The sequence below is a fragment of the Amycolatopsis sp. SID8362 genome, from assembly GCF_010550475.1.
Lineage (GTDB): Bacteria > Actinomycetota > Actinomycetes > Mycobacteriales > Pseudonocardiaceae > Amycolatopsis > Amycolatopsis eburnea.
The window spans coordinates 1-18564 of the sequence record NZ_JAAGNB010000578.1 but is presented as its reverse complement, the minus strand read 5'-3'; the positions used below and the strand labels follow the sequence as shown (position 1 = coordinate 18564).

Genomic DNA, 18564 nt, shown 5'->3' with positions numbered 1-18564 from the left:
CTGGCGCGGGACCTCGGCCTTGCGTCGGGGACGGTGGCGCGCGCGTACCGCGAGCTGGAGACGGCGGGCTGGGTGACGACGGCCCGCGCCCGCGGCACGGTGGTCACGCTCCCGCCCGGCCGCCCGGCCCCCGCGGAGCTGCTCCTCGCCGCCGCCACGACGTACCTGACGCAGGCCCGCGACCTCGGCGCCGACCTGGAAACAGCCCTGAACGCCGTCCGCGCGGCCCACGACCGGTCGTGAGTGGCAAGTCGGGTTAGAACCCTACTTATCACTCACGAGGAGCCGACCCAGTGCGGCCAGGACCGGCTCGAGCGCCTCGACTTCGCGCGCGGTTCCCACGCACTCCGTGATGCCCGCGCCGACGACCTCGTGGCCGGAAAGGGTGTCGAGTTCGGAGACCAGGCGGTCGATCGTCCAGCCGCCCGGCTCCGGGTAGTTCAGGCCGGGGAATTCCGACACGTCCAGCACATCCAGGTCCACGTGGACGTACAGCTTCTCCACCGCCAGCTCGTCCAGCGAAGTGACCGCGAGCCCGCGTGAGACCGCCGCGCGTTCCTCCGGGTCGAATGCCCGCGTCCCCAGCAAAGCGACGTTGCCCGGCGCCAGCGCCGGATCCGCCGCGAAGTCGGGGTCGCCTTCGCCGAACAGCGAGCGCAGCACCATCCCGTGGAACGCGCCCGACGGCGACGTCTCGGCCGTGTTCAGGTCCGCGTGGGCGTCGAACCACGCCACGCCCAGGCCCGGCCCGTGCCGGAATCGCGCGACGCCGATCGGGACCAGCTCGACGCCGCAGTCGCCGCCGATCGTCAGGACCGGGCCGCCCGGGGCTTCCAGCGCGGCCAGCTGGGCCGCGCGGTTCGGACCCGTGAGCACGGCACGGGAAGCGACCCCGCCGTCCACTTCGGACACTTCACGGGTCTGCCGGACGTGGTGGACGGGCCGGCCGAGCACGTGCCCGGCCAGCTCCGCCAGCGCGAGACAGCCGTCCGGCAGCTCCGCCGCACGCGGTCCCACCGCGCCCTGGCGCTGCGGGACCGCGTTGATCAGCGTCATTCCAGGACGAGCAGGAGGTCGCCGCCCTCGACCTGCTGGACGGAGTTGATCGCCAGCCTGCCCACCTTGCCGCCCGCGGACGCGGTGATCGACGCCTCCATCTTCATGGCCTCGATCGTCGCGACCGTGGCGCCGGCCTCGACCGTGTCGCCTTCGGCCACCTGCAGCGTGACCACGCCGGCGAACGGCGCCGCGACCTGCTTCGGGTTGCCCTTCTCCGCCTTCTCGGTCGCCGGGATGTCCGAGGCGATCGAGCGGTCGCGGATCTGGATCGGCCGCAGCTGGCCGTTCAGCGTCGACATCACCGTGCGCACGCCGCGCTCGTCGGCCTCGCCGATGGCCTCCAGCTCGATGAGCAGCCGGACGCCCGGCTCGAGGTCGACCGGGTACTCCTCGCCCGGGCGCAGGCCGTAGAAGAAGTCCTTGCTGGGCAGCACGGACGTGTCGCCGTAGGCCTCGCGGTGCGCCTCGAACTCCTTCGTGGGGCCGGGGAACAGCAGCCGGTTGAGCGTCCGGCGCGGTTCCGCGGCGAGCGCGGAACGGTCCTCTTCGGACAGTTCGACGACCGGCTTCGCCGCCGCGCGGCCCTCGAGGGCCTTGGTGCGGAACGGTTCCGGCCAGCCACCGGGCGGGTCGCCCAGCTCGCCGCGCAGGAAGCCGATCACCGAGTCGGGGATGTCGAACTTGTTCGGCTCCGCCTCGAAGTCGGCCGGCGAGACGCCCGCGCCGACCAGGTGCAGCGCGAGGTCGCCGACGACCTTCGACGACGGCGTCACCTTCACCAGGTGGCCGAGGATCTTGTCGGCCGCGGCGTACATCGCCTCGATGTCCTCGAACCGGTCGCCCAGGCCCAGCGCGATGGCCTGCGTGCGCAGGTTCGACAGCTGCCCGCCGGGGATCTCGTGGTCGTAGACGCGCCCGGTCGGCGACGCGAGCCCGGCCTCGAACGGCGCGTAGATCTTGCGCACGCTCTCCCAGTACGGCTCCAGCTCGCCGATCGCGCGGAGGTCCAGGCCGGTGGTCCGGGCCGAGTGGTCGGTGGCCGCCACGATCGACGACAGCGACGGCTGCGACGTCGTGCCCGCCATCGACGAGACCGCGCCGTCGACGGCGTCCGCACCCGCGTTGATCGCCGCGAGGTAGGTGGCCAGCTGGCCGCCCGCGGTGTCGTGGGTGTGGATGTGCACCGGCAGGTCGAACTCCTTGCGCAGCGCGGTGACCAGCTTGGTCGCCGCGGGCGCGCGCAGCAGCCCGGCCATGTCCTTGATCGCCAGGACGTGCGCCCCGGCGCCGACGATCTGCTCGGCCAGCTTGAGGTAGTAGTCGAGCGTGTAGAGCTTCTCGCCCGGGTCGGACAGGTCCGAGGTGTAGCAGAGCGCCACCTCGGCGACCGCGGTCCCGGTCTCGCGCACGGCTTCGATCGCCGGGCGCATCTGCTCGACGTCGTTGAGCGCGTCGAAGATCCGGAAGATGTCGATGCCGGTCTTCGTGGCTTCCTGGACGAAGGCAGTGGTCACCTCGGTCGGGTACGGCGTGTACCCGACGGTGTTGCGCCCGCGCAGCAGCATCTGGAGGCAGATGTTCGGCACGGCCTCGCGCAGCGCGGCGAGGCGCTCCCACGGGTCCTCGGCGAGGAAGCGCAGCGCGACGTCGTAGGTCGCGCCGCCCCAGCACTCCAGGGAAAGCAGTTCGGGGAGCGTGTTCGCGACGACCGGCGCCACCGCGAGGAGGTCCTTCGACCGGACGCGGGTGGCGAGCAGCGACTGGTGCGCGTCGCGGAACGTCGTGTCGGTGACGCCGATGTGCGGCGACTTGCGCAGCCACTCCGCGAACCCGGCCGGGCCCAGCTCGACGAGCTTCTGCTTCGACCCCGGCGCCGGCTGGGCGTCCTTGGGCAGCTTCGGCAGCTTGACCGTGGCGTCCGGCGTCCTCGGGCGCTCGCCGTGCGGCTTGTTGACCGTCTGGTCGGCGAGGTAGGTCAGCAGCCGCGTGCCGCGGTCGGCGGACTGCCGCGCGGTGAGCAGCTGCGGGCGCTCCTCGATGAACGACGTCGTGACGCGCCCGGCGCGGAAGTCCTCGTCGTCCAGGACCGCCTGCAGGAACGGGATGTTCGTCGCGACACCGCGGATCCGGAACTCGGCGACGGCCCGGCGCGCGCGCCCGACTGCGGTCTTGAAATCGCGGCCGCGGCAGGTGAGCTTCACCAGCAGCGAGTCGAAGTGCGCGCTGATCTCGGTGCCGGAGAAGGCGGTGCCGCCGTCGAGCCGGATGCCCGAGCCACCCGGCGAGCGGTAGGCGGAGATCATCCCGGTGTCCGGGCGGAAGCCGTTGGCCGGGTCCTCGGTGGTGATGCGGCACTGCAGCGCGGCGCCGCGCAGGTAGATCTTGTCCTGTGCCAGGCCGAGGTCGTCGAGGGTCTCGCCGGAGGCGATCCGCAGCTGCGACTGCACGAGGTCGACGTCGGTGACCTCTTCGGTGACCGTGTGCTCGACCTGGATGCGCGGGTTCATCTCGATGAAGACGTGGTTGCCCTGCTTGTCGAGCAGGAACTCGACGGTGCCGGCGTTGCGGTAGCCGATCTGCTTCGCGAACTTGACCGCGTCCGCGCAGATCCGGTCGCGCAGCTCGGGGTCGAGGTTGGGCGCCGGCGCCAGCTCGACGACCTTCTGGTGGCGCCGCTGCACCGAGCAGTCGCGCTCGAAGAGGTGGATGACGTTGCCCGCGCCGTCGGCGAGGATCTGCACCTCGATGTGCCGCGGCTCGACGACGGCCTTCTCCAGGAAGACGGTCGGGTCGCCGAAGGCGGACTCGGCCTCGCGCGCGGCGGCCTCGATGGACTCGCGCAGCACGGCGGGGTCCTCGACGCGGCGCATGCCGCGCCCGCCGCCACCGGCGACGGCCTTGACGAACACCGGGAAGCCCAGCTCGTCGGCGGCCGCGACCAGCGCGTCGACGTCGCTGGATGGCGCGGACGACCCGAGCACGGGCACGCCGGCCTCGCGCGCGGCCTTGACCGCGCGGGCCTTGTTGCCGGTCAGCTCGAGGATCTCGGCGCTCGGCCCGACGAAGGTGATGCCCGCTTCCTCGCACGCGCGCGCGAGGTCGGGGTTCTCCGAGAGGAAGCCGTAACCGGGGTAGACGGCGTCGGCACCGGCCTTCTTGGCCGCGGCGACGATCTCGTCGACCGACAGGTAGGCGCGCACGGGGTGACCGGGTTCGCCGATCTCGTACGCCTCGTCGGCCTTCAGCCGGTGCAGCGAGTTGCGGTCTTCGTGCGGAAACACGGCGACCGTCCCCGCGCCCAGTTCGTAGCCGGCGCGGAACGCTCGGATCGCGATCTCCCCGCGGTTGGCCACCAGCACCTTGCGGAACATTGCCCGGTCCTTCCCGTATGGATCGGTAAGTCAACGCACGTTACCCGGTTCTTCCCGCTCTGCGGGAGTTCCATACCAGGTGATGGACATCATGGGCGTTGAAGATTGGCCGGGACGCCGGCTGGGCAGCCTCTCAGGTTCCCGGCGGCGCGTAAAGGAGCCGGTTGGCCGTACCGTCCGGGACGCCCTTGAGCACGTCCGTCGTCGCGGCCTGAACAAGCGCTTGGTCCACCTGCGCGGGGGCCGTTTCCGGGTGCTGGGCGCGGTAGAGCGCGGCCACGCCGGCGGCGAACGCGGCCGCCATCGACGTGCCCGATTCCGGTCCGGCGCCGGTGCCGCCCGCGATCGGGCCGGGGACGTCGACACCCGGGGCGTACAGGTCGACGTCCTGGCCGAAGTTGGACGCCTTGTCGGGGCGGTCCTGGTCGTCGGTGGCCCCGACGGTGAGCGCCTCGGCGACCCGGCCCGGGGAGAACCCGCTCGCGTCGGCGGTCTCGCTGCCCGCCGGGACGGCGACCGGGACAACCTCGGCGAGCCGCTTCACGGCGGCGTCGAGCTGGTCGTTCGGCACCCCGCCGATGCCGAGGACGGCGACCGCGGGCTGCTGGGCGTTCTGCGCGACCCAGTCGATGCCGGCGATGATGTGGTCGGTCGCGCCGCCGCCGTCCTTGTCCAGCACGCGCACGGGAACGATCTGCGCGCCCTTCGCGACGCCGTAGTCCTTGCCCGCGGCGATCCCGGCGAGGCGGGTGCCGTGGCCGTTGGTGTCGGTGGTGTCCGAGCCGCCGTTCAGGAAGTCCCGCCCGGGCGCGACGCGGCCCTGGAAGTCGGGGTGGTTCGCGTCGACGCCGCTGTCGATCACGTAGATGGTGACGCCCGAGGCGTCGGTCGCGTAGTGGTAGGCGTGGTCGAGGCCGGTGCGCTGGTCGATCCGGTCCAAGCCCCAGCTGGGCGGGCCGGGCTGCACCCCGCCGGCCGCGGTCTGCCCGGCGAGCACGGTGGCCACGGCCGCGAGAAGCATCTTCATGATCGTCGTGGTACCCCGGCGGTGCGGGAGCGACAACTCAGGACTGTCCCTCGATCGGCTGATTCCGCCGGGCCAGGACCACGACGTCGACGGCGAGCAGCAGCACGGCACCCGACGCGATCACCTGCCCGGCGACGGTCGAGTGCTCGACGACGGCCGCGTACGTCGGCGCGAGGACCCCGATCAGCCCGGCGGTCCCGGTGGCCAGGACGGCCCACCCGGCCCCGGGCACCGTCATCGCGACGGCGGGGACGAGCAGCGCCAGCAGCGCACCGGCGATGAAGTAGACGGCGGCGCGGCCCGCCTCCGAGTCGCTGTGCTCAGCGAGTTCGGCCAGCTGCGTCAGCCAGGCGGCGGCGAGGACCACCCCGAGCCCGGCGGCGGTCCATGCGGGCCAGCCCCGCACCCGGCGGCCCCCGGCGTCGCGGCGCAGGAGGAGCGGCGCGCAGACGAGGGCGGTCGCCCAGGCGAGGTGCGCGAGGAGGAGGAAGGTGAAGCCGGTCCCGAGTTCGGCGTCGCCGCTGCCCTGGCTGAAGGTGATCACGTCGCCGAGGAGGCGGACGAGGCCGAAGAGCGCGGCCAGGCCGGTGCCGAGCAGGAGGGCGGGGCCGGTGCGCGTCCGGGTCCGCGGGGCGAGGGTGAGGATCCCGGCGAGGAGGGCGCACGCGGCCACGATGGCGACGTAGGTTTCCAGGCCGGGGCGGAAGTAGGTGAGGGGTTCGCCGTAGCGGTAGTCGAGGCCGAGCCCGATGACGGCTAGGACAGCGCCGGTGATGACGGCGATTCCGGCGGAGCCGCGGAGGGGGTCGACGGGTTCTGGCTGGGGTCCGGGAGTGCGCCCCAAGGTGGCCTTGGTTGCGTCTGACGCACCCAAGGCGGCCTTCGGTGCGTCTGACGCACCGAAGGCCACATTGGGGCGCTTGGCCGGGTCGGGTGCGGTTGCGGCGGCGGGCGCCGGTTCGGCGGCCGACTCGGCCACAGATGCCGACGCAGTTCCTGCGGCAGACGCCGGTTCGGCTAGCGGCTTGACCTCGGGGGCCCGTGCGACCTCAGCGGCAGGCGCCGATTCGGGCTCGTCGGCGGCCGGCTCGGCCGTGCGCGCAGGTGCGGGGCCCGGTGCAGCCCGTTGCGCGGGCACAGCCTCCGATGCGGGCTCAACCTCAGCCTCGTGCGCCGGCTCGGGGATTGCCTCGATCTCCACCCCCACCACCACATCCCCAGTCGGCCCGCTCACCACGACCTTCCCCCGCCGGGTCCCCGTCTCCCCCGCCGTCGCCGTCAGCTCCGCCGCACCATCCGACTCCACCACCGCGATCCACGGGTGCGAAGCCTCGAACCGCACCTCCCGCGCCACCGGCGGACCCAGCGCCCGCAACGACGCCGTCGCCGATGAACCTGCCGGGGCCGACAGCCGCACCGAAGCCACGTCCACCCGGACCACGACGTCGCCCAATGCGTCCGAGGCCGACGCTGCGATGTGCTCGATGTCCGTGGCCGCCATCGAGCGAAGCGCCTCGAACGCGCCCATCGCCACCGGCAGGTTGGCGCTCGACAGGCGGCGGCGCAGCTCCGCCACCGCGCCCAGGCGGGTGAACGGGTTCTCCGCCGCGATCGCCGCCGCCAGGTCGGGTGGGGTCGGGGACGGCTTGATGCGGCGGCGCCTGCTCTTCGCCAGGTACAGCTCGCCCTGCATCTCGATGTCGCGGCTCGGTGTCTGCTTCGGGTTGCGCTCGCGGACGCGGTCGAACAGGTACTCGTACAGCTCGCCCAGCGCGATCCAGCCGTCCTCGTCGCGGTCCGCTTCACCCGTCCGCAGGCCCTCGACCAGCGCCGACGTGAACACCGACGGCTGGGCGGGCTCGTCCGAGGCCAGCCGGGCGCCTTCGAACGCGTACTCGATCGAGTTCGACGCCGTGATCACCGCGCGGCCGCGGCCGCCGCGGAAGCTGTCCAGGACGTTCGCGTCGCCCGACGAGCGGACCGCGACGCCCTGGCCGAACGCGCCGCCGTAGCAGCAGTCCAGCAGCAGCACGATGCTGCGCGAGCGGCTCTGGCGGATGCACTGCTGGACGAACTGCGCGGGCACCGCCGTCGAACGCAGGCGGTCCGGCCGCGTGTTGCGGGCCGCGAAGTACAGGCCGCCCGAGTCGTCTTTCAAGCCGTGGCAGGAAAAGTGCAGCAGCAGGACGTCGTCCGGGCGGCCCTCGGCGCACAGGTCCTCGATCTCCGCCTGGACCACGTGCGCGGTCTCGTTGCGGACCACGCGGACGTCGAAGTCGCTGATGGTCCGGTCGGCCAGCACGCCGGCGAGGGCGTCGGCGTCCGCCGCGGGTGAGCCCAGGCGCTGCAGACCCGCGTTGTCGTACTCGCCGTTCGCGACGATCAGCGCGCGCCTCCGCCCGGCCATACCACCAGGAGACGCCCGCTTCCGCCGCTACGGCAAGCAGCCGAACGGGCACACCTATTCGGCGCCGGACCCGAAAATCGTTTCCTGCCCCTTCAGGCAGACGACGGCGTCGAAAGCGGCCGCCACGTCCACCGGCACGGAAGCGTGCGCGTGCCGGATGCTCGCACCACCGGGACGCGGGACCACGCACGGCGCCTGGTCCGCGAGCAGCGCCTCGACGCTGTCGTCCGCGGGGTTCCCGAGGTCCTGCGGGAACATCCGGAACCCGAGCCGCCCGGCTTCGTCGGGTGCCAGGCCGGTCGTCGTGCCGGACACGGCCGTGAGCGCCAGCGCGAAGTACCGGTCGCCCAGTTCCGCGGCCAGGTGGGTGCCCGCCGACGGCGCCGTCATGCCGGGCATCGGCGAGAACGGCACGCGCTGGAGGTGTCCGTTGTGGAGCATCAGGACGATCTTCTCGCCCGGGTGGAGCCGCCGCATCAGCCGCACGGTGGCCGCCATGTACGTGTCCCGCGACGCGCTCTGCGGCTCGGGCGCGCGGCCGGCCATCAGCGCGTCCAGCTCGCGCAGGTAGAGGTCGACCCGCAGCGCCCCCTCGGCGTGGTGCACGGCGACGTCGCCGTAGGCCAGCGCCACCGCGTGTCCATAAAGGACAGTCAACGCCGCCGTCGCCGCGTCCCGCGCTTCGACACTCATTTCCTGGTACCGCGCGGGCGCGACGGCGCTGCTCACCGACGCGTAGGGCTCGCACGCCGAAATGGCCGCGTCCACAAGGGACACATTCGCCGGGTCCACGCGCAGGACGTGCTCGCGCAACGCCGTCAGCGAAGGCACCGGCGACCCCGCGGAACTCGGCACGTCGGCACCGAAGAACTTGACACCGCGGCCCCGCAGCCAGGTCAGCATCTCGTGCACCTCGGCCGAGTCGCCCAGGCCGAAAGTGAAGCCCGCCCGCGCGACGTCGGCGACGTCGCCCGGACCGCCGCGCAGCCACTCGTCGACGAGGTGCCCCTCCGGGAACCCGCCTTCGAACCCGAGGACGGTGAACCCGCACTCCTCGACGAGGTGGCGCAGCAGGCGGTCGCGCAGCGCGCCGAACTCGCGGATGTGATGGTTGTTCTCACCGATCGCGACGACCTCGGCGTCGCCGATGAGCTCGGCGACGGAGGCGACGGCGATGGACTCGGTTTCTGGCATACTGAGCACACTAACGCAACAGGAGTAGCAGTTGGCAACCGAGATTTCCGGCACGCGACGGCCGGGCGGCCGCACCGAGCGGACCCGCCTCGCCGCGCTGAACGCCACCCTGGAGCTGCTCGGGGAACGCGGGTACGCCGAACTGACCGTCGAGGCGGTCGCCGAGCGCTCCGGCGTGCACAAGACGACGCTGTACCGGCGGTGGGAGTCCGCCGAAGGCCTGGTCGCGGCCGCTTTGCTGCTGGGGACCGAGCAGGAGTGGACCGCGCCGGACACCGGTTCGCTCGAGGGCGACCTGCGCGAGGTCAACCTGGAGCTCGTCCACTACTTCACCTCGCCGGGCGAGCGCGAGCTCCCGACCGCGTCCATCTCGGCCGCGTTCCTCTCCGCCCGCGCCGCGGACGCCCTGCGCGAGTTCTACGTCGACCGCCACGCCCGGTCCGCCGCGATCGTCGAGCGGGCCGTCGGGCGCGGTGAAGTCCCGGCGGGCACCGACCCGGTCGAGGTCGTGCGGGTGGCCTGCGGGCCGGTCTTCTACCGCCTGTTCGTCTCGCGGGAAGGCGTGACGCCGAAGGACGCCGGAGTCGCCGCCGCGGCAGCCGCAGCGGCCGCGAAAGCCGGAGTCTTCACGGACGGCGGAACCGCACCACGTCCAAAGTGAGGTCGCCGAGCGTCTCGGTGGCGGTCTCGCCGTCGGCCCGCCAGCCGTGCCGGACGTAGAACGCCTTCGCCCGCTCGTTGGTCGCCAGCACCCACAGGACGGCGTTGCCGGACAGCTCCCCGAGCACGCGGTCGTGCAGCGCCCGGCCCAGGCCGCGGCCCCAGCACCGCGGCAGCAGGTAGAGCGCGTAGAGCTGGTCCGGCGCGAACGCGGCGAACCCCACGACCGTCCCCGCCTCTTCGACGACCAGCAGCCGCCCGCCGGCGGCGAGGCGCTCCGCCCAGGTGGCCGCCTGGTCACCGGCCGAGAGCCCCGCGAGGAAACCGTCCGGCAGCAAGCCCGCGTACGCGGCTCGCCACGACGCCACGTGGACCTCCCCGATCGCCGGGGCGTCGGCGACCGTGGCCCGGCGGATCAGCTCTTCTCCAGGTACTCCGCCCGGTCGACGTCGACGACGTCGTCGACCATCTGGGCCAGGCCGCGGTACTTCTTCAGCTCCGGATCCTTCTCGACGATCTCCTGCGCGCTCTGCCGCGACGCCGCGATGACGTCTTCGTCGCGCAGCAGCGACAGCAGCTTCAGCGTGGACCGCTTGCCCGACTGCGCCGCGCCGAGGATGTCGCCTTCGCGCCGCAGCTCCAGGTCCAGGCGGGACAGCTCGAAGCCGTCGGTGGTCGACTCGACCGCCGCCAGGCGCTCACGCGTCGCCGTGCCGTCGAGGGTCTCGGTGACCAGCAGGCACAGGCCCGGGACGCTGCCCCGGCCGACGCGGCCGCGCAGCTGGTGCAGCTGGCTGACGCCGAAGCGGTCGGCGTCCATGATCACCATCGCGGTCGCGTTCGGCACGTTCACGCCGACCTCGATGACCGTGGTCGCCACGAGGACGTCCAGCTTGGCCGCGGAGAACGCGCGCATCACCGCGTCCTTGTCGTCCGGGGGCATCCGGCCGTGCAGCACGCCGATCTTCAGGCCCTGCAGCGGGCCGTGCTCCAGCTCGGGCGCGACGTCGAGGACCGCGAGCGGCGGCCGCTTGTCGCTCTTGTCCGACGGCGGCTCGTCGCCGATCCGCGGGCACACGACGTACGCCTGGTGGCCCTTGCCGACCTCCTCGCGGACGCGCTGCCAGATCCGGTCGAACCAGGCGGGTTTTTCCGCGACCGGCACGACCGTGGTCGAGATCGGGGAGCGCCCGACCGGCATCTCGCGCAGCGCCGACACTTCCAGGTCGCCGTACACGGTCATCGCGACCGTGCGCGGGATCGGCGTCGCCGTCATGACGAGCACGTGCGGGCTGGTGTCGCCGGCGCCGCGGGTGCGCAGCGCGTCCCGCTGCTCGACGCCGAACCGGTGCTGCTCGTCGACCACGGCGAGGCCGAGGTCGGCGAACTCGACGTGGTCCTGGATCAGCGCGTGCGTGCCGACGACGATCCCGGCTTCGCCGCTGACGATCTCCAGCAGCGACTTCTTGCGTTCCTTCGCGCCCATCGACCCGGTCAGCAGCGTGACTTTCGTGGCGTTCTCCGCCGCGCCCAGCTCGCCCGCCTGGCCGAGGTCGCCGAGCATCTCCCGCAGCGAGCGCGCGTGCTGCGCGGCGAGGACCTCGGTCGGCGCCAGCATCGCGGCCTGCCGCCCGTTGTCGACGACCTGCAGCATCGCCCGCAACGCGACGACCGTCTTGCCCGAGCCGACCTCGCCCTGCAGCAGCCGGTTCATCGGGTGCTCGGACGCGAGGTCCGCGGCGATCTCGTCGCCGATGGCGCGCTGTCCCGCGGTCAGGTCGAACGGCAGCCGCTTGTCGAAGGCGTCCATCAGGCCGCCGCTGACGTGCGGGTTCGGCTTCGCCGGCCGCGAAACGGCCGAATGCCGCCGCTGCGCGAAGATCAGCTGGACGGCCATGGCCTCGTCCCACTTGAGCCGCTTTCTCGACGCCTCCAGGTGCGCCCAGTTCTCCGGGCGGTGGATGCCGTGCAGCGCGGTGTCGAGGTCGGACAGCCGGTGCAGCCGCCGCAGCTCGGCGGGCATCGGGTCGTCGTCGACCTCGAGGACGTCGAGGACCTGCCGCACGCACTTGGCGATCGACCACGTCGGCATGCCCTGCGCCGCCGGGTAGACCGGGATGATCGCGGCGAGGAAGTTGTCCATCGCCTCGGCTTCGTTCTCGGCGTCGAACAGCTCGTACTCGGGGTTGGTCAGCTGCAGGGTGTCGCGGAAGGCGGACACCTTGCCGGCGAACAGGCCGGTCTTGCCGGGGACGAGGTCCTTCTCCCGCCACGCCTGGTTGAAGAACGCGCAGGTGAGCCGGCGTTTCCCGTCGGTGATCACCATGTCGAGGATGGTGCCGTTGCGCGCCTTCATCCGGCGCTTGCTCACCTTTTCGACGCGCGCCAGCACGGTGGCGTGCTCGCCCAGCTCGAGGCCGGCGATGTCGGTGAGCTCGCCGCGCTCGGCGTAACGGCGCGGGTAGTGGCGCAGCAGGTCGCTGACCGTCTCGATGTCCAACGACGTGGCGAGCGCCTTCGCCGTCTTGGCGCCCAGCAGCAACGGCAGCTTGTCGCGCAGTCCGGCCATCTCGCTATTCGACTCCCATCAGCAGCACGGCGCCGGCCTGGCCGCTGGCGTAGCTGGTCAGCTCCACCTCGGGGTGTTCCACCCGCAGCTGCTCAGCCAGCTCATCGGCGACCCCGGGCGGCGCGGCGGCCCCGCTCAGCACCGTCACCAGCTCGCCGCCGAGCGCCAGCATGCGGTTCAGCACGTTCATCGCGGCGGCGACCAGGTTCGTCTCCGACGCGGGCGCCGGCTCGATCAGGACCACCTCGTCGTCGACCAGGCCCACGACGTCACCGGACTGGGCCCGGCCCACCCAGGTTAGCGACTCCTCCTGGGCGATCCGCAGTTCGCCACGCCTGGTCGCGGCCGCCGCTTCGGCCATCGCGACGACGTCGTCGTTCGTGCGGCGGCCGGCGTCGTGCACGGCGAGGGCGGCCAGCACCTGCACCGGCGACACGCAGGGGATGACGACGACGTCCCGGTCGGCGGCCACGGCGTGCCCGGCCGCGGTGTCGACCGCCGCGGTCAGCTCGACACTGCCCGGCAGCACCGTGACGTGCTGGCCGGCGGCCTCGTTGAGCAGGCTGATCATGTCTTCGACGCTCGGCGTCTCGCCCTCGGGCACGGCGAGCACCGGGATGCTCTCGGCGCGCAGCAGCTCGGCCAGCGCGCCACCGTGCACGACGGCGACGACCGTGCGGTCGATCCCGCCGCCGGGTTCGATCGGCGTCGGCGTGAGCAGCGGTTCGACCCGGATCTTGCGCGGGCGGCCGAGCGTCAGGCCGGCCTCGATCGCGGCGCCGATGTCGGCGCAGTGGACGTGCACGGCGTGGCTGCCCGAGCCGTCGCCGGCGACGGTGACGCTGTCGCCGAGGCCGCTCAGCTCCTTGCGCAGGGTCGGCAGGCTCGCCTCGTCGACGCCGTCGAGGAGGTACATGACCTCCCAGGCGTAGGCCTCGGCGTGCGGGACGGCGTGCACTTCGAGGGCGTGCTCCTGCTCGATGGGGGCGCCGGTGAGCACGCCGACCAGCGCGTCGAGCACCGCGACGAGCCCGCGCGCGCCGGCGTCGACCACCCCGGCCCTGGCCAGCGCGGGCAGCTGCTCCGGCGTCTTCTCGAGGGCGTGCGCGGCTTCCTCCGCGGCCTTCCGCGCGACTTCGCCGAGCGTGCTCGTGTCGCCGCGCACGGCGAGGGCGACGGCGTGCAGCACGGTGAGGATGGTCCCGGCGACCGGCCGGCTGACGGCGCCGGTGGCGACCTCGTCGGCGTGACCCAGCGCGTTCGCCAGCCACGCGCCGTCCAGCTCGCCCTCGGCGCGGTCCGCGAGCCCGCGCACGACCTGGGAGAGGATGACGCCGGAGTTGCCCTTGGCCGAGGCGACCGCGCCCCGCGCGAGAATCCTCAGCGCTTCGGCGGCGTCCGCCGGGCTTGCTTCCGCCAGTTCACCGGCCGCGCCGCGCATCGTGAAGAGCATGTTGGAGCCGGTGTCGGAGTCGGCGACGGGGTAGACGTTGATGCCGTCGATCGCCGGCCGCAGGGTCGCCAGGCTGCGCACGCACCCCGCGGCCCAGGCCGCCACCGCCGCCGCGTCCAGCACCCGCACCCCGTAACCTCCTACCTGGTCCCGGGCAGCGTATCGACCCGGTGCTCGGGGCCGGGAACGCAGTAGTTACTATGGTCGAGTTGCCCAGTGCATCTGGGCTCATTTCTATGACCCAGATCCAAAGGAGTTCGACGTGGCTGCCGTGTGCGACGTCTGTGGCAAGGGACCCGGCTTCGGCAAGTCGGTCTCGCACTCCCACCGCCGTACCAACCGCCGGTGGAACCCGAACATCCAGACCGTCCACGCCAAGGTGGGTGTGTCCCAGCGCAAGCGCCTGAACGTGTGCACCTCCTGCATCAAGGCGGGCAAGGTCGTTCGAGGCTGACGCCGCAGAGAAGTTTGGGATGGCGGGTGCTCTCCGGAGCACCCGCCATTTTCATGCCCGGCGCCCGACGACGTGAATGACTCATTCATGTCGCCTGGCGACATGAATGAGTCATTCACTACATGCGGCCGCCTACTTCAGGAAGCCGGTCAGCAGGTCCTTCAGGGTTTCCGGGTACTGGAGCACGCCGTGGTCCTGGCCTTCCAGGGTTTCGTGACGGGCTCCCGGGACCGCCTCGGCCGCCGCGCGGGCGCCTGCCTGGAGTGCCTCGTCGCTCGCGCCGCCGCCGATCACCAGCGTCGGGATCGAAATCCGCGCCAGCGAGCCGCGCGGGTGGGCGCCCGGGCCGCAGATCGTCAGGTCGTACGGCAGCGTGTGCGCCAGGGCCGTGAACCAGCCCCACACCGGCGCCTGCTTCATCCCCTCGATCATCTCCGCCGGCGTGCCCGCGACCTGCAGAAACGTCGCCACCGCGGCGTCCCGGTCGCCCGCCGCGAGCTGGGCCCGCACCTCGTCGACGACGTCGCCGCGCGGGTGCTCGTCCGTCGCGTACGGCGGCTCGTACGCCACCACGCGCTCGATCCCGATCCCTGCCGCGGCCGCTTCCAGGGCCAGGACCGCGCCCGACGAGTGGCCGAACACCGACGCCGTGCCGCCGACGTGGGCGATCAGCGCCGCGAGGTCCTCGATCTCCCGCTCCATCGCGTACGGCGCGGTGTCTCCGGAATCGCCGCGCCCGCGGCGGTCGTAGACGATCGTGGTGAAGTCGTCGGACAGGACCTCCGCCAGGCCGACCACGGTCGTGCGGTCGTTGAACGCGCCGCCCACCAGGATCACCGGCGCGCCCGAGCCGCGCTGCTCGAAGAAGATCGACGTGCCGTCGGCCGAAGTGACGTTCATGGTGTGTCCTCCAAGGTTCGTTTACCCCTGGTCGGAGCCGTCACCCGGATCCGGACACCGGTCCTCAGGGAAGTTTCCAGTCGACGGGCGCCGCGCCCTGCTGCTCCAGCATCTGGTTGGCCCGGCTGAACGGCCTCGACCCGAAGAAGCCGTTGTGCGCCGAGAGGGGGCTGGGGTGTGCCGACTCGATGCACGGGACGTCGCCCAGCATCGGCCGCAGGTTGCGCGCGTTGCGGCCCCACAAGATCGCCACCATCGGCTCCGAGCGTGCCGCCAGGGCCTTGATCGCCTGCTCGGTGACCGCTTCCCAGCCCTTGCCCTGGTGCGAGTTCGACTTCCCGGGCTGCACGGTCAGCGACCGGTTGAGGAGCAGGACGCCCTGCTCGGCCCACGGCGTCAGGTCGCCGTTGGACGGCAGCGGGTGGCCGAGGTCGTCGGCGTACTCCTTGTAGATGTTGACCAGGCTCTTCGGGATCGGCCGGACGTCCGGCGCCACCGAGAAGCTCAAGCCGACCGCGTGCCCGGGCGTCGGGTACGGGTCCTGGCCGACGATCAGCACGCGCACGTCGTGGAACGGCTGCTTGAACGCCCGCAGCACGTGTTCACCCGCCGGCAGGTACGTCCGGCCCGCGGCGATCTCCGCGCGGAGGAACTCCCCCATCGCGGCGACCTGCGGCGCCACCGGTTCCAGGGCCTCGGCCCAGCCTGCCTCGACGATGTCCTGCAGCGGTCGTGCGGTCACGGCGCGCAAGCCTACCGGGCGTGGCCGACGTCACCCGAGCGGGTCGAGCCGCCGCAGCTCGGTCCGGAACCGCTTCCCGCGCTCGACGTAGGAATCCACCACCATCGCGATGCTCTCCGGCCCGAACGACTTGTTCTCCCGCACCTTCGCCGGCACGCCCAGCGCGATCTCGCCGGTCTTCACGTGCGAGCCGTAGGAGAGCACCGCGCCCGCGCCGACCATGCCGCCGTCCTCGATCACCGAGCCGTTCAGCACCACCGAACCGGACGCGATCAGGCAGCCGGTGCCGATCGTCGCGCCTTCGACGTGCACCGCGTGCCCGATCGCCGACGACGGCCCGAGGATCGTCGGGTGCCGCTCGGTGCAGTGCAGGACGCAGCCGTCCTGGACGTTGGAGCGCTCGCCGATCTCGATGTAGCCGTGGTCGCCGCGCAGGACCGTCTGCGGCCACACGGACGCGTGCGCGCCGATCCGGACGTCGCCGATCACCGTCGCGTCCGGGTGGACGTAGGCGTCGGGGTGGATCGTCGGCTCGAGCGAACCGAGTGCGTAGATCGGCATGCCGCCTCCGGGTGACTGCGGTTTCACGTGTTCTGCGATTGGATCACGGCATCGCCGTGAAGCCGAAAACCAGCCCGCTCGTGCTCCTCCTCGTCGTGCTGACGTGGCTGCTCAGCCTGCCCGTCGCGACCCCGGCGCTGGCGAACGGCCTGGCCGCGACGCCGCCGATGGGCTGGAACAGCTGGAACCAGGTCCGCTGCTACGACCTCACCGAGGACGTCGTGCGCAAGGCGGCCGACGCGCTCGCCGACACCGGCCTGCGTGACGCCGGCTACAAGTACGTCGTCGTCGACGACTGCTGGCAGGCGCCAGCGCGCGCCTCCGACGGGTCGCTACAGCCCGATCCGAAGCGGTTCCCGCACGGCATCGCCGACCTCGCCGACTACGTGCACTCGCGCGGCCTGTTCTTCGGCATCTACGCCGTGCCCGGCAGCCGGACGTGCGCGATGGCCAATGACGCCTACCCCGCCTCCGGCATCGGCTCGCTCGGCCACGAACGCCAGGACGCGGAGACCTTCGGCCGCTGGGGCGTCGACTACCTCAAGTACGACTGGTGCAACGCCGACACCGTCGACGGCCTCGACCGGAAAGCGGCGTTCGAGAAGATGCGCGACGAGCTGGCCGCGCTGCCCCGCCCGATCGTCTACGCGATCTCCGAATACGGCGTCTCGAGCCCGTGGACCTGGGCGCGGCCGGTGGCGAACCTGTGGCGGACGACCAACGACCTGGTCGCGACCTGGGACTCGGTGCTCGCGACGATCGACCAGCAGGCCGCCGTCGCCGTGCACAGCGGCTCCCCCGGCGGCTGGAACGACCCGGACATGCTGCAGGTCGGCAACGGCAGCCTCACCGCCGACGAGGCCCGCGCGCACTTCAGCGTCTGGGCCGTGCTGAACGCGCCGCTGTTCGCCGGCACCGACCCGGCGAAGCTGGGTGACGCGGATCTCACGACGCTCGCCAACCCCGAGGCGATCGCGGTCGACCAGGACTTCGCGGGCGGCCAGGGGCGGCGGCTCGACGCGGGCCCGGGCTACCAGGTGTGGGGAAAACCCTTGTCCGGCGGCGGTTTCGCGGTGGTGCTGCTCAACACCGGCAGCACCACCGCGACCGTCTCCGCCGACGTCCCGGGCACGTGGACCGTCCGGGACCTGTGGGCCCACCAGGACACCGGCACCGGGGTTTCCGCCACGCTGCGGCCGCACGCGGCGGCCTTCCTCAAGCTCACACCGAGGTGAGGTCCTTGCCGAAGCACCGGCTTTCGGGCTCGTTCTTGTACACGCCGAAGTTCGGGATCTCGGCGTAGCCCGACGAGGTGTAGAGCGCGATGGCCTCGGGCTGCTTGGTCCCGGTCTCCAGGACCGCGCGCTTGCGGCCGCACAGCGCCGCCGTGCGCTCCAGCTCGGACAGGATCATCCGCGCGAACCCGCGGCCGCGGGCGGAGTCGGCGACGTACATCCGCTTGAACTCGGCGTCGCCGTCCTGGAAGTCCGGCGCGGGACCGTCGTGGGCGCGCCACGCACCGCACGCGACCGCTGCCTCACCTTGGTAGCCGACGAGGAAGACGCCCTGCGGCGGGTCGAAGTCCGCCGGGCTCATCGGGGTCACGTCCTCGTCGCCGTAGCGCTCGACGTACACCTGCTGCACCGCGGCCATGAGCTTGGCCGCGTCGGGGTGGTCGTAGGGGACCGGAACGATTCTCACGCTTTCCGAGCCTAGATCAGCGCCAGTGGGTCCAGCCGCCTTCTCGCGAAAACGGTTTCCCGTCCACGGTGATCCCCGAGTCCGCCATCGTGACGACGCCGATGGTGCGCCAGCCCTCGGGCAGCTCGGTGAAGGGCGGGAAGGTGGCCGCCAGCGCGTGATCCTCCCCACCCGTGAGCACCCAGTCCAAGGGATCCGCACCCAGCGCGGCGCCGACTTCGGTGAGCCGGCCCGGGACGTCGAGGTCGGCGGTGCGGACGTCGATGCCGACCCCGGAGGCCTCGCCGATGTGGCCGAGGTCGGCGAGCAGGCCGTCGGAGATGTCGATCATCGCCGTGGCCCCCGCGAGGGCGGCCTGCGGTCCGGCTTCGTAGGGCGGTTCCGGGCAGCGCTGGGCGTTGACGACGCCGACCGGGGACCGGAACCCGCGGCCGAGCACGGCCAGGCCGGCGGCGGCCCAGCCGAG

General features: G+C 72.3%; 16 protein-coding genes and 1 pseudogene. 4 read left to right on the top strand and 13 right to left on the bottom strand.

Annotated elements, in window-relative coordinates:
• Window positions 1–243 (top strand): annotated as a pseudogene (locus G3I65_RS18110) (GntR family transcriptional regulator); the annotation flags it as partial.
• A gap of 21 nt (window positions 244–264) precedes the next feature.
• Here G3I65_RS18110 and G3I65_RS18105 read toward each other — a convergent pair.
• From G3I65_RS18105 to G3I65_RS18085, 5 genes are all read right to left on the bottom strand, one after another.
• Window positions 265–1056: an arginase family protein gene (locus G3I65_RS18105; RefSeq protein WP_160697152.1), complete on the bottom strand. Its 792-nt coding sequence runs from the start codon at window positions 1054–1056 to the stop codon at window positions 265–267.
• Window positions 1053–4430, bottom strand: coding sequence for a pyruvate carboxylase (locus tag G3I65_RS18100; protein ID WP_160697151.1), 3378 nt, complete (start codon window positions 4428–4430; stop codon window positions 1053–1055). Before G3I65_RS18100 ends, G3I65_RS18105 begins: the two co-directional genes overlap by 4 nt.
• 133 nt (window positions 4431–4563) lie before the next feature.
• On the bottom strand, window positions 4564–5451 hold the full coding sequence (locus G3I65_RS18095) for a S8 family peptidase (RefSeq protein ID WP_160697155.1): 888 nt from the start codon (window positions 5449–5451) through the stop codon (window positions 4564–4566).
• A 43-nt stretch (window positions 5452–5494) separates the two neighbouring features.
• Complete coding sequence (locus G3I65_RS18090; protein WP_160697150.1) at window positions 5495–7864, bottom strand: caspase family protein; 2370 nt, start codon at window positions 7862–7864, stop codon at window positions 5495–5497.
• A gap of 54 nt (window positions 7865–7918) precedes the next feature.
• Window positions 7919–9058: an erythromycin esterase family protein gene (locus G3I65_RS18085; protein WP_160697149.1), complete on the bottom strand. Its 1140-nt coding sequence runs from the start codon at window positions 9056–9058 to the stop codon at window positions 7919–7921.
• A 31-nt stretch (window positions 9059–9089) separates the two neighbouring features.
• On the opposite strand from G3I65_RS18085, the gene G3I65_RS18080 reads away from it, so the two are divergent.
• The gene (locus tag G3I65_RS18080; RefSeq protein ID WP_160697148.1) at window positions 9090–9719 is read left to right on the top strand and encodes a TetR/AcrR family transcriptional regulator; all 630 of its coding nucleotides are present in this window, start codon (window positions 9090–9092) and stop codon (window positions 9717–9719) included.
• Here the strand turns inward: G3I65_RS18080 and G3I65_RS18075 are convergent.
• From G3I65_RS18075 to G3I65_RS18065, 3 genes are read right to left on the bottom strand one after another with little or no spacing between them, the layout of a single operon-like run.
• Complete coding sequence (locus G3I65_RS18075) at window positions 9685–10086, bottom strand: GNAT family N-acetyltransferase (RefSeq protein WP_309235535.1); 402 nt, start codon at window positions 10084–10086, stop codon at window positions 9685–9687. The genes G3I65_RS18080 and G3I65_RS18075 overlap by 35 nt on opposite strands.
• A 47-nt stretch (window positions 10087–10133) precedes the next feature.
• A complete protein-coding gene (recG, locus tag G3I65_RS18070; RefSeq protein WP_160697147.1) occupies window positions 10134–12287 on the bottom strand; it encodes an ATP-dependent DNA helicase RecG in 2154 nt (717 codons plus the stop codon).
• Between the two features lie 4 nt (window positions 12288–12291).
• Window positions 12292–13869, bottom strand: a complete 1578-nt coding sequence (locus G3I65_RS18065; RefSeq protein WP_160697146.1) for a DAK2 domain-containing protein — start codon at window positions 13867–13869, stop codon at window positions 12292–12294.
• A gap of 133 nt (window positions 13870–14002) precedes the next feature.
• Between G3I65_RS18065 and rpmB the strand changes: the two genes are divergently transcribed.
• The gene (gene rpmB, locus G3I65_RS18060; RefSeq protein WP_003091970.1) at window positions 14003–14194 is read left to right on the top strand and encodes a 50S ribosomal protein L28; all 192 of its coding nucleotides are present in this window, start codon (window positions 14003–14005) and stop codon (window positions 14192–14194) included.
• 132 nt (window positions 14195–14326) lie between these two features.
• Here the strand turns inward: rpmB and G3I65_RS18055 are convergent, their stop codons facing one another.
• The 3 genes from G3I65_RS18055 to G3I65_RS18045 form a co-directional block, all read right to left on the bottom strand.
• Window positions 14327–15094, bottom strand: coding sequence for an alpha/beta fold hydrolase (locus tag G3I65_RS18055; RefSeq protein WP_160697145.1), 768 nt, complete (start codon window positions 15092–15094; stop codon window positions 14327–14329).
• Window positions 15095–15158: 64 nt separating this feature from the next.
• Window positions 15159–15836: a uracil-DNA glycosylase gene (locus G3I65_RS18050; RefSeq protein ID WP_086858656.1), complete on the bottom strand. Its 678-nt coding sequence runs from the start codon at window positions 15834–15836 to the stop codon at window positions 15159–15161.
• A 30-nt stretch (window positions 15837–15866) separates the two neighbouring features.
• Complete coding sequence (locus G3I65_RS18045; protein WP_160697144.1) at window positions 15867–16397, bottom strand: gamma carbonic anhydrase family protein; 531 nt, start codon at window positions 16395–16397, stop codon at window positions 15867–15869.
• A 56-nt stretch (window positions 16398–16453) separates the two neighbouring features.
• Between G3I65_RS18045 and G3I65_RS18040 the strand changes: the two genes are divergently transcribed.
• Window positions 16454–17632 (top strand): glycoside hydrolase family 27 protein, encoded by a 1179-nt coding sequence (locus tag G3I65_RS18040; RefSeq protein ID WP_309235532.1) that lies wholly within the window; start codon window positions 16454–16456, stop codon window positions 17630–17632.
• Here G3I65_RS18040 and G3I65_RS18035 read toward each other — a convergent pair.
• Both G3I65_RS18035 and G3I65_RS18030 read right to left on the bottom strand, forming a co-directional pair.
• Window positions 17619–18098 (bottom strand): GNAT family N-acetyltransferase, encoded by a 480-nt coding sequence (locus G3I65_RS18035; RefSeq protein WP_160697143.1) that lies wholly within the window; start codon window positions 18096–18098, stop codon window positions 17619–17621. The two genes, G3I65_RS18040 and G3I65_RS18035, sit on opposite strands and share 14 nt — an antisense overlap.
• Window positions 18099–18114: 16 nt before the next feature.
• Window positions 18115–18564: thiamine-monophosphate kinase (locus tag G3I65_RS18030; protein ID WP_375336690.1), on the bottom strand; the 450-nt coding region annotated here is incomplete at its 5' end.

Coding starts and splice junctions, on each gene's coding strand:
- G3I65_RS18105 (WP_160697152.1), bottom strand. CDS start 1,056: ATGACGCTGATCAACGCGGTCCCGCAGCGCCAGGGCGCGGTGGGACCG.
- G3I65_RS18100 (WP_160697151.1), bottom strand. CDS start 4,430: ATGTTCCGCAAGGTGCTGGTGGCCAACCGCGGGGAGATCGCGATCCGA.
- G3I65_RS18095 (WP_160697155.1), bottom strand. CDS start 5,451: ATGCTTCTCGCGGCCGTGGCCACCGTGCTCGCCGGGCAGACCGCGGCC.
- G3I65_RS18090 (WP_160697150.1), bottom strand. CDS start 7,864: ATGGCCGGGCGGAGGCGCGCGCTGATCGTCGCGAACGGCGAGTACGAC.
- G3I65_RS18085 (WP_160697149.1), bottom strand. CDS start 9,058: ATGCCAGAAACCGAGTCCATCGCCGTCGCCTCCGTCGCCGAGCTCATC.
- recG (WP_160697147.1), bottom strand. CDS start 12,287: ATGGCCGGACTGCGCGACAAGCTGCCGTTGCTGCTGGGCGCCAAGACG.
- G3I65_RS18055 (WP_160697145.1), bottom strand. CDS start 15,094: ATGAACGTCACTTCGGCCGACGGCACGTCGATCTTCTTCGAGCAGCGC.
- G3I65_RS18045 (WP_160697144.1), bottom strand. CDS start 16,397: ATGCCGATCTACGCACTCGGTTCGCTCGAGCCGACGATCCACCCCGAC.